Here is a 15,490-nt window from a genome sequence, read left to right as displayed (position 1 = left end):
CACTATGACCTGTGCGCTCAACGCTTTACTTGACCAAATCGAAGACTCTCACGCTACCCATGATGTTGATGCTCTCTATGAGGCTTTCACTGCATGGGCGAAGTCAACAGGTCGCCCTTTATATCCTCACCAGGAGGAAGCATTCCTTGAAATACTTGCTGGGAACCATGTAATTGCTGCAACCCCTACCGGTTCAGGTAAATCAATGATTGCATTGGCAGCCCACTTTGTATCAATGGCGCATGGAGGTCGTAGTTATTACACAGCCCCACTGAAAGCCTTGGTATCTGAAAAATTTTTTGATCTTGTGGAACTGTTCGGGGCAGCAAATGTGGGAATGGTGACAGGGGATGTGTCTTTGAACAGTGAGGCACCTATTATTTGCTGCACCGCAGAAATTCTGGCAAATGCGTCCTTACGGAGCGGTCCTTCTTTAGATACTGACATGGTCATCATGGATGAGTTTCATTTCTATGGGGATCCTCAACGCGGCTGGGCGTGGCAAGTTCCTTTACTTGAACTCACCCGCCCCCAGTTTGTTGTCATGTCAGCGACTTTAGGCGACACATCCCATTTTTCTCGCAGCTGGAAAGAACGCACAGGCCGCGACGTGACTTTAGTAGATAACGCACAACGTCCTGTCCCTCTTGAATTTGATTACGTGGTAGACGAAATTGTCCCTACAGTTGAACGTTTAATAGCTGAAGGCCGCTGGCCCATTTATGTTGTCCATTTTGCTCAAAAAGACGCTTTAACGACAGCACAAGTTTTCCAACATGCTTCTTTAGTTTCTGACGAGCAAGTGAAGAAAATTCGTGAGGCATTGGCGACGGTGTCTTTTGGACACGGATTTGGCCAGACCCTACGAGCCTTGTTACAACGCGGTGTGGGAGTTCATCATGCCGGTATGTTGCCGCGCTATCGTCGTCTTGTTGAACGGCTGACACGTCAGGGGCTATTGGCAGTTATCTGTGGAACTGACACTCTGGGAGTCGGCATTAACGTGCCTATACGAACGGTTCTTGTGTCTTCTCTCGTGAAATTTGATGGGGAGCGTATGCGTCATCTGTCCGCACGTGAATTTCATCAGATTGCTGGGCGAGCAGGGCGAGCCGGTTTTGATACTGTGGGTTTTGTTCGAGTTCTTGCTCCTGAACATGAGGTAGAAAAAGCGCGTGAACGCGCACGTCTAACAGCAGCGCAAGAAAATGCTCGCGATGAACGTGCTGCCAAACGAGCAAAGAAGAAGATTTCAAAGAAAAATTTAGGTGGAACTGCTGGCCAAATCTCATGGACGCGTGCAACCTTTGACCGTTTAGTTTCAGCGGCTCCCGAACAATTACAATCACGTTTTGCTCTGAGTCACGCAATGGTGCTTCACGTTTTAGCCGGTGCAGCTGAGGCGCAACGCGATCCTGGTGAGCATCTTGTTTTTCTGGCAACGCATAATGACGATCATCTTCGTGACATTAACCCACATTTAAGGCGCTTAGGCGACATTTATTCTTCATTACGAACAGGTGGAGTCATTGAACATGTCAGTAGTACGCTGGCACGTGCAGAAGGAACACCTCGTGTGCGTTTAGTTGCTGATCTTCCTGATGATTTTGCTTTGAATCAACCGTTATCGCCTTTCGCTTTGGCTACTCTTGAGCTGCTTGATTCCACTGATTCTGATTTTGCTGTCAATGCTGTTTCTGTTGTTGAATCGGTTTTAGAAGATCCTCGTCCTTTACTTTTTGCTCAGCAACGTGTTGCACGTGCAGAAGCTGTGGCGGCAATGAAAGCGCAAGGTATGGACTATGACGAACGTGTAGCTTCTTTGGATGAGGTAACTTGGCCTCAGCCATTATCTGAGTTATTGCATGCTGCTTTTTCAACCTATGTCACTTCAAACCCTTGGGTCGGTGCTTTAGAGATTTCACCAAAATCTGTTGTCCGTGAAATGATTGAAAACGCAATGACTTTTTCTGAATTGGTGGCACGCTACGATGTGGGGCGCAGTGAAGGTGTTATTTTGCGTTACCTCACAGATGCTTACCGGGCTTTACGTCAGCTGATCCCTGACACCATGATGACACCGGAATTAACTGAAATCATTAATTGGCTAGGGGACCTTGTACGCGCCGTTGATTCTTCTTTACTTGATGAGTGGGAGTCTTTGATTTCAGGTGTTTTTGTTCCAGAAACTACACGCACTGACACTACGGATGTGGGGCTGGAACGTGCTTTCGGTGCGCGACCGGATGGAAGTGTGCCTCTTACTGCTAATCGTCATGCGTTACGCACACATGTACGCAATGCCATGTTTAAGCGTGTTGAGTTAGCTTCACGTGACGATGTCGTGTCTTTAGGTCGCTTGGATGAAGCAGCAGGATGGGATGAGGCACGTTGGGATCATGCTTTGGCCCGCTATTGGGCAGAATACGATTGGATAGGAATTGACCAGGAAGCACGTTCACATTCAATGTGTGTCATTAATGAATCTCCTGAACGGGTAGATCTGATTGCATCTGGCCTGCCCGAAAATGTGCTGAATCAGCCCTGCCCTTCCCTGTGGTTGATTACTCAGCGCATTGTTGATCCTGAAGGGGATGGTGATTGGCGTATGGTGGCTTACGTTGATCTTCAGCAAACTGAGCTACACGACGAATTAGCGCTGTATTTTGTTGATTTCAGTCCTCATGCCTAAAAAGCATTTCGCTTATGTAAAGCTGCAAGGCAGGCAGGACAATCACACCCATCGTTTCTGTTTCTGTCCAAAGGCTTCGTACCCTCATCACAAACTACCCTATGCTTATAAACTATGAGTATTGAGCGCAATATCGATCTCGTCTACGAACGTATAGAACATGCCTGTGAAACATATGGCCGAACTGATGCTGTTGTTTTACAGATAGCTGCGAAAACTCAAAGCGCAGATTCATGTTTTCAAGCCGCACAGCATCTATCACACAGCGCTCACCCTATCCTCCTGGGGCATAATCGTGTTCAAGAAGCACGCGACACAGCAGAAGCAATTCACGCTATCCCCCATTCACGTATCCACCTCATCGGTCCGCTCCAAAGCAATAAAATCAATATGGCGCTGTCCTGTGTTGACGCAATCGACACTCTCGACCGCGTGGATATTATCGAGCCTCTAAGTAAACGACTCATGCATCCACTTCCTGTGATGATTCAAGTGAATGTATCCGGCGAAATCACAAAATCCGGATGTGCGCCGACAGTGGTTAATACCCTCGTTGATGCTGTGAATGAATGTGATTCCCTCATATTAACTGGGTTCATGACAGTTGGCCTCAATTCATCGCATGAAGCTCCCGTTCGTCGAGCATATGAACATTTACGTCTTTTACGTGACCGCACTGCACAACGTCTCAACCTGCCTGAAAATGCACTCGAATTGTCAATGGGTATGTCCCATGACCTTGAATGGGCAATAGCAGAAGGAAGTACACGTGTACGTGTAGGAACAGCAATTTTTGGTCCGCGCATACGCTGATTTTTATACGAAAACCTCATACTATTCAGCGGCCGCTTTCCACCTATCACGGCTTACAGGATGCAACCATATTCAAACATCCTCCTTGCGAGGAAAGCGCACTCAAGACCATAAAGCCAGTAACTGTATTTACCTGGAAAACTTATGGCAGCCGGAAAGTCCACTCATCAGTCGCAAACTTTGATTCCACACGCTCTTGCGCCACACGTAATTCTTCCTGCGTCAGATAGGACATGCTGGCCCCAAACTTATCTATAAAGTAATCGCGGAAAACCCTCATAATTTCCTCACGAGGCATTCCCGTCTGCGAGCGCATAGGATCCACACGTTTTACTGCGCTGCGTGTTCCTTTGTCCCGGAGCTTTTCCATACCGATACGCAGTACTTCATTCATTTTTTGGGCGTCGATATCATAAGCCATTGTCACATGGTGCAACATGTATCCATGTGCCCAGCGTTTTTGTGCGGCTCCTCCAATTTTCCCTTTATCGGAAGCGATATCGTTGAGTGGAACATAGTGAGCATGAATACCGAGTTTCTCAAGCACTTCCATCACCCACTGATCTAAATATGGGTAGGACTGTTCAAAACTCATTCCTTCAACCAGTGCGGTGGGCACGACTAAAGAAAATGTCACGCAGTTACCAGATTCCATGAACATGGCACCGCCGCCTGAGACACGGCGGGTCACAGTAATCCCATGTCGTTTAACACCCTCAGGTTGTAATTCATTAGCGTAGGACTGGAAAGAACCAATCACAACCTGCGATCCTTCCCATTCCCACAGGCGCATAAATGGTTTACGACGGCCAGCAGCCACTTCCTCAACGAGAGTTTCATCTAGGGCCACGTTCAGACGCGGATCGACCACAGGACCATGAATCACCTCAAAATCAATATCGCTCCACGATAATGCGTGGCCGACAGCGCGACGCACTGCGATAGCGACGCCTTGCGAAGTGATCCCCATAAGTTCGTCTGTGTCATAAAGAGCAGAATCAATCGCAGCGGTCATTGCACTCACAGAAACATCAGCGGGTAGGCCTTCTAAAGCTCCTGAAATACGCTCTAATGCTTCATCACAGCTCAGGAAAAAATCGCCAGTAATCTGCACATGTGCCAGATGATCATTGAGTATCTCCACGTTTGCTACGACAAGTTTTCCACCGGGGACTTTATATTCACCGCGCATATGTTTTACTTTCCTTAAAAATTATTCTTCTAATAATGATGTGGCACCTGCCGCAAGCAAGCCCCACCAGTATGCGTCAAAGAGTGCTTCCCATGAAGCTTCAATAACGTCAGTGCCTACTCCTACCGTTGTCCATTGACGTTTTCCGTTTCCCATTGTGACTAAAACACGTGTTGTCGCGTCCGTTCCTGCGTGAGGATCTTCAAGAATACGCACTTTGAAATCTGTCAAAGCAAAAGAAGCCGCTACAGGATAATCACGTGTGAGGACGTGTCGCAGGGCACGGTCCAGAGCATTAACCGGGCCGTTTCCTTCTGCTGTGCGAATATGACGCGTATCCGTATGTACTTTCACAGTTGCTTCAGATTGTGTGAAAGGTTCACCCTGTACTTCAGCTATTTCTTGAGTCATAACTTTCCATGACTCTACTCGTACAAAACGAGGTAACTTACCTAGCTCTTTACGGACAAGTAACTCAAAAGAGGCATCTGCGACATCAAATGTGTACCCTTGCGCTTCACGTTCTTTGACGACAATAGCTACACGTGCAGATACCTCCGGCCGTTTTGACAGATCAAGGCCACATTCGCGTGCTTTCAATTCAATGGATGCGCGTCCTGCCATTTCTGAAACAACCATGCGCATGTCATTACCTACGTTGACGGGATCAATATGCTGATACAGGTCAGGGTTCACTCGAATAGCTGAAGCATGTAAACCTGCTTTATGAGCAAATGCGCTACGCCCTACATATGGGTCACGCGCATAGGGCGTAATATTGACTAACTCTGCCACGCGGTGCGATACATGTTCCAGTTGGCTTAAATGCCCCGCAGGTAAAGCGGTGTACGGCATTTTAAGTTCAAGGTTAGCTGCGCAAGTCAATAGATTCGTGTTTCCGGTACGCTCACCATAACCGTTAATGGTTCCTTGCACATGTCGCACACCCGCATTGACAGCGGCTAAAGAATTTGCCACGGCGCATCCTGTGTCATTATGCGCATGTATCCCAAGGACCACGTGTTGCGCTCCTATATCGTCAAGGAACATACGTGTTTGTTCGCAGTAATGCGCAATTGCGTCAGGTAAGTTTCCGCCATTTGTATCGCAGGCAATGACGGTACTAGCACCAGCATCAACAGCTGCACGGATCACTTCAAAACCATAGGACGTATCTTCAGCTAATCCGTCAAAGAAATGTTCAAGATCCACCATAACTTCATGACCTGCTTGCGTAAGAAAAGCAACAGTGTCATGGACCATGCGTAAATTCTCTGCACAGCTTGTTCGTAATGCTTGCTTTACGTGACGGGGATCTGATTTAGCAACCAAAGTAACCCGTTCAACTCCGCAATCACGTAAAGCACATACTTGCTGGTCTTTTGATGGAGCAAGACCCGGACGCGCGGTTGAACCAAAAGCAACCAAATGCGTCCTGCGCAGTGTCATAGTTGCAGCTTGCTGAAAAAATTCCGTGTCTTTCGGTATCGCCCCAGGCCAGCCGCCTTCCACGTAGTCCACTCCCAGGTCATCCAGGATGCGCACAATGGCGATTTTGTCGGCAACTGAAAGGGAAATACCTTCTTGTTGAGCGCCGTCACGCAGCGTCGTGTCATAAAGAGCAACGTGTTCGGCAGGCATGTGTCAGCCTTTCTTACGGAGGATCCTATTAACATCACGCGCAGCACCGCGAGAAGCAGATAATGCTGTTGCTGCGTATAACTGTAAAGCTGCAGAAATTTTACGCTGACGATTCACAGGGGTCCACGGATTTTCACGTTCTTCCTGTGCGCAACGACGACGTTCCAGTTCTTCCTCAGGGACATCCAAACACAGTATGCCTTCATTCACGTCAATAATGATGGTATCTCCGTCTTCCACGAGGCCAATAAGACCACCATCGGCAGCTTCAGGTGAAATATGCCCGACAGATATACCTGATGTGCCACCAGAAAAACGACCATCAGTAATCAGCGCACATGCTTTACCTAAACCACGCCCTTTCAGGAATGAGGTCGGATACAGCATTTCTTGCATCCCTGGACCGCCAGCAGGACCCTCATAACGGATAACCACGACATCACCGGCTTGAACAGTTTTATCGAGGATACGGTCTATTGCTTCTTCCTGGGATTCCATAACCCTGGCCCGTCCCTCAAAGTGGAATAGCTCAGGATCAATACCGGCAGCCTTAATAATGGCCCCTTCGGGAGCTAAATTGCCATACAGTACGGTTAAACCGCCATTTGCCGTATAGGCATGTGCAACGTCACGAATACAACCATTTTCTGTATCAAGATCGAGTTCATTCCACTGATTCGCTGTAGAAAAAGGCTCGGTTGTTCGCACGTTACCGGGAGCGGCATGCCACAAAGTCAGTGCTTCATCTGTGACCTGCGGGGAACGCGGATCCCATGCGGCTAACCATGAAACTAAATCAGGTGAATGTACCGAATGAACAGTGTGCGTGAGCATACCTGCACGATCAAGCTCCCCCAGCAAACGAGGTATTCCTCCTGCTCGATGAACATCCTCCATGTGGTAATCATTGTGGTTAGGTGCGACTTTCGACAAGCACGGCACAGTTTTACCTAGATGAGCAATATCCGATAAATCAAAATCCACACCTGCTTCATGAGCAACAGCAAGAAGGTGAAGAACCGTATTCGACGAACCCCCCATTGCCATGTCAAGAGTCATTGCATTATGGAATGCATCTGCTGAAGCAATGGAACGCGGCAACACTGAATCATCGTCTTGGTCGTAGTAGCGCCGACATAAGTCCACGGCAAGCGCACCTGCGCGCTCAAAAAGGCCGCGACGTGCCTGATGAGTCGCCAAAGTGGACCCGTTACCCGGCAATGACAAACCTAAAGCCTCAGTCAAGCAGTTCATTGAGTTAGCAGTGAACATGCCTGAGCAGGAACCGCATGTCGGACACGCAGCTTTTTCAAGAGCCCTCAGATCATCATTGCTAATCTCGTCATTAGCTGTCGCATTCATCACGGTGATGAGATTGCCGTGACCTGTACGGGCAGGACCCACAATCAATGATGGATCAATATTTTTCCCAGCCTCCATAGGGCCACCTGAAACAAAAATACAGGGAATATTCACCCGCATAGCTGCGATGAGCATACCGGGAGTGATTTTGTCACAGTTAGAGATACATACCATCGCATCGGCACAGTGAGCATTAACCATGTATTCCACTGAATCAGCTATCACTTCACGTGAGGGCAAGGAATACAACATGCCTGCATGCCCCATGGCAATACCATCATCTACAGCAATGGTATTCATTTCTTTTGCAACACCACCGGCTTGGGTGATCGCATCAGCTACGATTTGACCGACGTTTCGCAGGTGAACGTGGCCGGGAACAAATTCGGTAAAGGAATTAACAACAGCGATAATTGGCTTTCCAAAGTCACTATCACCCATACCTGTGGCTCGCCATAGGGCGCGAGCGCCTGCCATATTGCGCCCACTGGTTGATGTTGCTGACCTGAGCTGCCTACTCATGCTCGTGTTCTCCTTATAGGTTGTGTTGTATTTAAGAGTAAAGCAGGGCAGAAAATCTGCAGCAGATAGACGGGTATCGGACGCTTTTTACTTCTGTTACCCATGCGAGCGCGTGTAATTCATTGGTAAAGCGTGTTTTTCTTCGCAGTGTTTTTTGTTGAGAAAAAAGGGTTTATCCCCTATTTTTCTTCACATATTCATGAGGGTATGCTCTCTCACACATGCCCTACCTAACAGATGCGTGCACTATCGCACACCGTAGCTTCACAAGGCTTCCCACGTATTTTTTGAGGATTTTAATCACGCAGATGTGAAAGAAAAGTCAAATCATAACGACATGTGAGTTCATTTTCTGAAAGGACTTATGTATTTCCTGTGCTGGCTTATACCCTAACAGCGTCTGGTAGGTATTGATAAAAGGATATTCACATGCCTGTTTTAACAACCCATGTTGGTTCTCTGCCTCGTTCTGCTCGCCTATTGGAGGCTAATAAGAAATACGAAGAAGGAACATTGGGACGTGAAGAATTTTCCACTCTTTTACGTGAAGAAACCGATGCGGTTATCGCACGTCAAAGCGATATTGGTTTGAGCATTGTTAATGATGGCGAGTATGGCCATGCAATGACACTTGCAGTTGATTATGGAGCATGGTGGTCCTATTCATTTACACGTTTTAGCGGCCTGGAGATCGTGCAAGAGCCTCCTGCTCCTCGCCCGTCGCGTTCAGGACGCCTCGTTCTTGACCATATGACTGACCGGCGTGATTGGGTAGCTTTTGATGATGCTTACCATGATCCCACTTCAGGTATTCACTTGGCGACTGCCTCTATTCCCGTGTGGCCGGTAGTAACAGGTGAGTTGAAGTATATCGGTCACGAAATTGTTCAGCGTGACGTGGATGCGTTACTTCATGCTCTCCATGCTGCGGGACGTGAGGCTCGTGATGGTTTCGTTGCTGCGATTTCACCAGCTTCTGCTGCGCGTATTGGCAATGTGTATTACGAAGATGACGAAGCTGCTGTGTGGGCGTGGGCAGAAGCGCTTCGTGAGGAGTATTTAGCGATTACTCAGGCTGGTTTAACTCTGCAGATTGATGCTCCTGATTTGGCTGAGTCATGGGATCAGTTCGTTGTGGAGCCTTCAATTGAGGATTATCGCGCATTCTCGAAAGTTCGTATTGAGGCTTTAAATTATGCGTTGCGTGACATTGATCCTTCTCTTGTGCGCTACCACGTATGTTGGGGCTCATGGCACGGCCCTCATTCAACAGATCTGGATTTTGCGGCCATTGTTGATTTGGCTTTGGAAGTGAATGCGAACGGTTTAACATTTGAGGCTGCTAACGCGCGTCACGCACATGAGTGGGAGATTTGGAAAGACACTGTTCTTCCTGATGGAAAGTATCTGATCCCAGGGGTTGTTTCCCATTCAACAAATGTGGTGGAGCATCCGCGTTTGGTTGCTCAGCGTATACGTCAGTTCGCTGATCTTGTAGGTGATGAACGTGTGATTGCTTCAACAGATTGTGGTTTAGGCGGGCGTATTCATCCGCAGATTGCGTGGGCGAAACTTGAAGCATTAACTGAAGGTGCTCGTTTAGCGTGAGGTGAGCGTTTTTCTGCGCTTCTATCAGCGCATGTGCGTGTTGTCGTTTTCGGCAGCACGCACATGCGCTTTCTGCAGGGGTTTTCTTTTTCTGGGGATGCGTTCTGTTTGAGAGCGTATGTGAAGTATTTTTCCTTCAACAGCAAGCTTTAGGACAGGAAATGGTTCATCTGTCGGGAATTGCTCACCACGTCTTCTCCATATGGGTACGGTGAGGAGTTATGACATGCACCCGCTCATATGCTGATGATTTACAGCTTGCTTTAGATCTTGCCGATCTTGCCGATGATCTCACTCTCGCGCGTTTTCGTGCAGATGATTTACTGGTGGAATCTAAACCTGATCTGACTCCTGTCTCAGATGCGGACCGTTTAGTGGAGGATCAGATACGTACTCGTCTAAGTCAAGCACGTCCTACAGATGCGATTATTGGCGAGGAGCGTGGTTCTTTCGGTGCTTCGTCCCGTATGTGGGTTATTGATCCAATTGATGGGACACGTAATTTTATTCGTGGTGTGCCTGTATGGGCGACTTTGATTGCCCTTATTGATGAAAAGCAGCCTGTTGTTGGAGTTGTGTCAGCTCCTGCACTCCAGCGTCGTTGGTGGGCTGCTCAGGATTTAGGAGCTTGGATGTCGTCACGTGGTGGGTTTCCTGAACGCTTATCTGTGTCAAGAATTAGTCGAGTTGAAGATGCTTTTGTGTCTTATTCTTCGCTTCATGGTTGGGATAGCATTGGTTTAGATGCTGAAATGTGTGATGTGTTGAAGCGAGCATGGTACACCCGTGCTTATGGTGATTTTTGGAGCTATATGCTTGTTGCTGAAGGTGCTGTTGATATCGCGTGCGAACCAGAGTTAGCTCTCCATGATATGGCCGCTTTGGTACCTATTGTGCGTGAAGCAGGTGGCGTATTTACCTCTGTTCACGGTGTTGAAGGACCGTGGGGTGGCAGTGCTTTAGCAGCTAATCCTTTATTGCATACATGTGTGCAGAATATTTTTCTGCACCGGGAATAATGCAAGAGGTGTGTATGTAGGGTGGGTTTCTGTATTGTTCTCACCACAGAATAAATGACACACATCACATATTCTATTATTTGTTCTTCAAGAGAATTGTCTGCAGATGTAGGGGGTGGGTGCGAAAGTAGTTATATGCGGATACTTCACACATCGGACTGGCATTTTGGTCGCAGCTTACATGGGGTAGATCTACATGAGGCTGTTGATCTGTTTACACGCTGGCTCATTGATTGTGTGAAAGAACGAGATGTGGACGTTGTCCTTATTAGCGGCGACATCTTTGATCGAGCTTTACCCCCTGTTTCTTCTGTACGGCAGCTCTCTTACGTCCTTGAGGAGCTGTGTCGTTTATGTACTGTTATTCTCACGCCAGGTAACCATGATTCAGCCACACGTTTAGGTTTTGTTTCACAACTTTTGAGTCCACGTTTACGTATCGTCAGTGATATTCACCTTATCGGTCAGGCAATTGATATTAATGCGACGGATGGTTCAGGGGTTTTAATTTATCCGATCCCTTACCTTGAACCTGATCTGGTACGTACTGCTTTACGCGATTCTGATTCAAACGAACCCATTGGTCGTTCTCATGAAGCTGTTATACAGGCTGCTGTGAAGCGAATACGGCATGATTTAGCACGACGTCGCCTTGAGGGTGATGATCGACCGGCTGCGTGCATGGTTCATGCTTTCATTGTCGGAGGCAGCGCTTCAGATTCTGAACGTGATATTCACGTCGGCGGTGTCGATAGTATTCCTGCCAGTATTTTCGATCTGACAGTTTCTCCAGAAAATGATCCGAATGCTCCGATAGTGACACATGGTTTTGACTACATTGCAGCCGGACACCTACATCGTCCGCAAAATATTCATGGGGCATCTGTACCTATTCGATATAGTGGTTCGCCGTTGGCGTATTCTTTTTCAGAAGCCGGAACTGCAAAAAGTGTGACCCTGATTGAATGCGACGCACATCAAATTCGCCATATTGAGATACTCGATGTGCCTGTTTATCGGCCTTTGGCTGTCATCACAGATTCAATGGATGAACTCCTCTGCGGCACTTATGAAGATATGCGCCAACATTGGCTGTCCATTAATGTCACCGATTCTTCACGACCAAGTGAGATGGTTCCACGTTTACGTGAATATTTCCCATATGCCCTCGTCATTATGCATACACCTGAGCATGTACCCGATGCTCAGATAGCACGCACACATGACATTCGTACACATAGTGTCCATCAGATTCTTCATGCATTTTTCACTGATGTCGGTGGGGCCTCACTCACTGCGCACGAAAGTGCAGCATTAAATGACGTGGTAGCAGATCTTCGTATAAAGGAACAGCAATGAAACTCCGTCGTCTTACTCTATGTGGCATTGGCCCATTCCATAAAGAGCAGGTAATTGATTTTCATGCTTTTGATGCTGCTGGATTATTTTTGCTTGAAGGTCCAACAGGGGCCGGTAAATCCACGCTTGTTGATGCGATAACTTTTGCCCTTTATGGAGATGTGGCCAGACAAAGTGATTCTGATAGATCACGTATGCGTAGCTCATATTGTCAAGGAAATGACCGCAGTTGGGTTGAGCTTGTTTTTGAAGTTTCTCGTGGTATCTATCGGGTAACGCGCACACCTAAATACACTCGCCCTGGACGAAAAACAGATGTGAATGCGACTATTCACTTAGAAAAAGTGGTGGAGTCTTCGGGGAATTTCATATCCGTTGACGTGATTTCACGTTCAATTGCTGAAGCTGATCGGGAGATCCGTCAATGTGTCGGTTTGAATAAAGACCAGTTTTTACAGACAATCGTGTTACCGCAAGGCAAATTTTCACGTTTCTTAATAGCAAAATCTGATGAGCGCGAAAGTATTTTGCGTGATGTTTTCGGAGCGGGTTTCTACCTCAAATTGCAAGAAGAACTACGCGCACGAGCACACACAAGTAACACTCATGTGGAATCAGCTCGAAGCGCTCTCGAACATACGTGGGAAATTTTTCATGCACTTACTGATGATTTATCCACAGGCACAGACACAGACACAGACACAGACACAGACACAGCTTCCTCTACTATTCAGGCTCATCTAATAGACCCTCAGTACAAAGCCCCAGATTCGCCTTCTCACCTTGTCACTGAAAAAGAAACTCACATACCTCCCGATGTTTTACACTCCTACGCTAGTACTCTCAGTCAAGAAAAAATTTCTGTACATGAAAATACGCCCTCTGTTCTTCCAATAACTAAATACATTACTGAGGCACATGCGCGTATAGAGCATCTTCGCAGTCTCATTGTAGAAGCGCAGCGACAAGAAGAAAAAGCTCGTGAACACGCTACTTGTCTGCACAACACCCTCCAAGAAGCTCAAGTTCTAAGTGACAAACTCAAGCAGCGCAGTAGTTTAGAACACGTAATTTCCGAACGGGAAAAAGACGAAGAACACATATGTGTTTTACGCACAGCACGTGAAAAATCCTCACAAGCGGCCCTCGTCCTCAGTGAATATGTCGCGCTCAAACAAGCAGAAAAAGAATTAAAAGCTACTCAAGAAAAAGCACGCAGTGCCGCTCAAAAACTCAGTGATACTGCGCAATTATCTGGATATATATGGAAACAGCCTGATTCTTTTGATAAATCTGACCTCGCATCATTGCAGACAGAACTTTCCGTAATTGATACTTATATTCGCCATTCACAGCGGCAAGCCGATATTGCGCTCACCTATCGCAACCATATAGAAACGCACCGCGCGAAAAAAGATTCCGCCTACAAAGCACGTGAAACTCTGGATTCTGCTCTACTTACTGTGGAAGGCGAATGTCATGAAATTCCGCAGCAGATCAAGGAATATGAAAATGAACTGACACAACTTCGTCAATTGAGTACTTCCCTATCTTTATATGAGGAACGACTCCTTCGTTTAGAGCAACGGCTCGAAGCTGCAATACGCGCAGAAGAACTCAACACTTTGATGAGCAAACATGCACTTATTTGCGAAAAAGCTCTTGCCCATGCGCAAAAACAAGCGCATATTGCACACAGCATTCACACACAATGGTTACATGACACAGCCCGTTCACTCGCTACAGAACTCATTGATGGCCAACCTTGCCCTGTCTGCGGCTCAGTTGCACACCCTCATCCTGCTCATATTCTCACGCCCCCTGATCTATCTGGAGAAACGACTCCCCTCTCGCTCACAACACGCAGTGATGTTGAGAAAGCACATAAAGAAAAAGAACAAGCAGACCGTGCTCTCGAAGAAGCACGCGTGCTCCATACAACATACACAACACAACTTTCCTCGGCGCAAGAAATCGCTCAAGGCACACGTCAAGAATTAGAAGATCTAATCCAGCAAACACGCACAGAATATACACAAGCTCAAGAAGCCTTACTACGTGAGCAAGAACTTGAACAAAAACTCGCAGAACAACAAGCCCTACTGGAAGAAAAAAAGAATACTCGCACACATCTGCACGAACAGTCTGCTTCATTCGATGCTCTTATACACGTAGCACAACAAGAAATTGATACAGCACAAGCACAATTAGCAGATATACATATTCCAACGCATGATCTTGCTTCATACTGTGAAGCACTACTGCATATGAAAGATACTCATGATTCCTTACAGGAAATCATGCATATCCTTCCTGCTCTCTATAAAAATATTCATGAAGTACAGGAACGCTATCGACACACGATTCAAAAAACCGGACTCGATTATGACACAACATGCGAGGAAACACTCCAGGCTGACCTGCTCACTCCCGAACAAGATAGCGAATATCAACAGCGCATTGACACACACGAATATGAACTACGCACAGCACGTGAGCAACTTGCTGCACTATGCGCAGATATCCCTGAAGGAGCCACCCCACCGGATATACACGCTCATCGCACTGCTTACGAAGCCGCGCAAACAACATGTTCGCATATACGCGCGCAAATACTCACCTACGAAAAAACCACTGCCCAAGCCACAGGTATTTTCCAAGATTTACAGGAAGCATACACACAGCTCAGCGCCGCAGAGAAAAAATCTGGACCACTGCGACGCCTCAGCGCTCTTGCTACAGCACACGGACCAGAAAATTTGCACAGTACTCCTTTAGCTTCATGGGTCTTAATTTCCCGATTTGAGGAAGTCTTAGCCGCAGCTAACCCACGTCTTTTACGCATGTCAGAAGGGCGCTACGAGCTGCGTCATTCACTTGATGACGGCACACGCTCACACAAATCAGGCCTTGGCTTACACATCATCGATCATGACACCGAAGAAATACGTAGCACCCGCAGCTTATCTGGTGGGGAAACCTTTTATGCTTCACTTGCTTTAGCACTGGGATTAGCTGATGTCGTCACAGCAGAAACAGGTGGAATCGAATTACATACAATGTTTATTGACGAAGGATTCGGCTCCTTAGACGCACATAAACTAGAAATTGTCATGGATCAGCTCACCGCATTACGAAAACAAGGACGCACCATCGGGGTAATCAGCCACGTAGAAGAAATGTCACGGCGCATCCCTGAACAAGTAAACATTCGCTGGAACCCATCCATAGGATCGACTGTGCGCGTACGCGCTTAACCTTCAGCTCACATATACTCAAATC

The 15,490-nt window shown here is 47.2% G+C and carries 9 protein-coding genes; 6 read left to right on the top strand and 3 right to left on the bottom strand.

The window, feature by feature from the left end:
- Nucleotides 1-4 precede the first annotated feature (4 nt).
- Nucleotides 5-2,692 (top strand): DEAD/DEAH box helicase, encoded by a 2,688-nt coding sequence (locus LRP57_RS02400; RefSeq protein ID WP_231204768.1) that lies wholly within the window; start codon nucleotides 5-7, stop codon nucleotides 2,690-2,692.
- A gap of 114 nt (nucleotides 2,693-2,806) precedes the next feature.
- Nucleotides 2,807-3,505, top strand: a complete 699-nt coding sequence (locus tag LRP57_RS02395) for a YggS family pyridoxal phosphate-dependent enzyme (RefSeq protein WP_231204766.1) — start codon at nucleotides 2,807-2,809, stop codon at nucleotides 3,503-3,505.
- A 142-nt stretch (nucleotides 3,506-3,647) separates the two neighbouring features.
- On the opposite strand, the gene LRP57_RS02390 is transcribed toward LRP57_RS02395, so the two are convergent.
- Genes LRP57_RS02390 through ilvD form a run of 3 tightly spaced genes read right to left on the bottom strand, consistent with a single transcriptional unit; the run spans nucleotide 3,648 to nucleotide 8,222 of the window.
- The gene (locus LRP57_RS02390) at nucleotides 3,648-4,697 is read right to left on the bottom strand and encodes a lipoate--protein ligase family protein (RefSeq protein WP_231204764.1); all 1,050 of its coding nucleotides are present in this window, start codon (nucleotides 4,695-4,697) and stop codon (nucleotides 3,648-3,650) included.
- A gap of 21 nt (nucleotides 4,698-4,718) precedes the next feature.
- On the bottom strand, nucleotides 4,719-6,338 hold the full coding sequence (cimA, locus tag LRP57_RS02385) for a citramalate synthase (protein WP_231204762.1): 1,620 nt from the start codon (nucleotides 6,336-6,338) through the stop codon (nucleotides 4,719-4,721).
- Nucleotides 6,339-6,341: 3 nt separating this feature from the next.
- Nucleotides 6,342-8,222, bottom strand: a complete 1,881-nt coding sequence (gene ilvD / locus LRP57_RS02380) for a dihydroxy-acid dehydratase (RefSeq protein WP_231204760.1) — start codon at nucleotides 8,220-8,222, stop codon at nucleotides 6,342-6,344.
- Between the two features lie 429 nt (nucleotides 8,223-8,651).
- On the opposite strand from ilvD, the gene LRP57_RS02375 reads away from it, so the two are divergent.
- From LRP57_RS02375 to LRP57_RS02360, 4 genes are all read left to right on the top strand, one after another.
- Nucleotides 8,652-9,830, top strand: coding sequence for a cobalamin-independent methionine synthase II family protein (locus tag LRP57_RS02375; RefSeq protein WP_231204758.1), 1,179 nt, complete (start codon nucleotides 8,652-8,654; stop codon nucleotides 9,828-9,830).
- A gap of 221 nt (nucleotides 9,831-10,051) precedes the next feature.
- Nucleotides 10,052-10,849: an inositol monophosphatase family protein gene (locus tag LRP57_RS02370; RefSeq protein ID WP_231204756.1), complete on the top strand. Its 798-nt coding sequence runs from the start codon at nucleotides 10,052-10,054 to the stop codon at nucleotides 10,847-10,849.
- A 135-nt stretch (nucleotides 10,850-10,984) separates the two neighbouring features.
- Nucleotides 10,985-12,208 carry a metallophosphoesterase family protein gene (locus LRP57_RS02365; protein WP_231204754.1) on the top strand — a complete coding sequence of 408 codons (1,224 nt, stop codon included), beginning with the start codon at nucleotides 10,985-10,987 and terminating at the stop codon, nucleotides 12,206-12,208.
- A complete protein-coding gene (locus LRP57_RS02360) occupies nucleotides 12,205-15,465 on the top strand; it encodes an AAA family ATPase (protein WP_231204752.1) in 3,261 nt (1,086 codons plus the stop codon). The genes LRP57_RS02365 and LRP57_RS02360 overlap by 4 nt, the downstream gene beginning before the upstream one ends.
- Nucleotides 15,466-15,490: the final 25 nt, after the last annotated feature.

Source organism: Schaalia sp. lx-260, assembly GCF_021083645.1.
Lineage (GTDB): Bacteria > Actinomycetota > Actinomycetes > Actinomycetales > Actinomycetaceae > Pauljensenia.
This window is presented reverse-complemented; position numbering and strand designations above follow the sequence as displayed.

Coding starts and splice junctions, on each gene's coding strand:
- cimA (WP_231204762.1), bottom strand. CDS start 6,338: ATGCCTGCCGAACACGTTGCTCTTTATGACACGACGCTGCGTGACGGC.
- LRP57_RS02400 (WP_231204768.1), top strand. CDS start 5: ATGACCTGTGCGCTCAACGCTTTACTTGACCAAATCGAAGACTCTCAC.
- ilvD (WP_231204760.1), bottom strand. CDS start 8,222: ATGAGTAGGCAGCTCAGGTCAGCAACATCAACCAGTGGGCGCAATATG.
- LRP57_RS02390 (WP_231204764.1), bottom strand. CDS start 4,697: ATGCGCGGTGAATATAAAGTCCCCGGTGGAAAACTTGTCGTAGCAAAC.
- LRP57_RS02360 (WP_231204752.1), top strand. CDS start 12,205: ATGAAACTCCGTCGTCTTACTCTATGTGGCATTGGCCCATTCCATAAA.
- LRP57_RS02365 (WP_231204754.1), top strand. CDS start 10,985: ATGCGGATACTTCACACATCGGACTGGCATTTTGGTCGCAGCTTACAT.
- LRP57_RS02395 (WP_231204766.1), top strand. CDS start 2,807: ATGAGTATTGAGCGCAATATCGATCTCGTCTACGAACGTATAGAACAT.
- LRP57_RS02370 (WP_231204756.1), top strand. CDS start 10,052: ATGACATGCACCCGCTCATATGCTGATGATTTACAGCTTGCTTTAGAT.
- LRP57_RS02375 (WP_231204758.1), top strand. CDS start 8,652: ATGCCTGTTTTAACAACCCATGTTGGTTCTCTGCCTCGTTCTGCTCGC.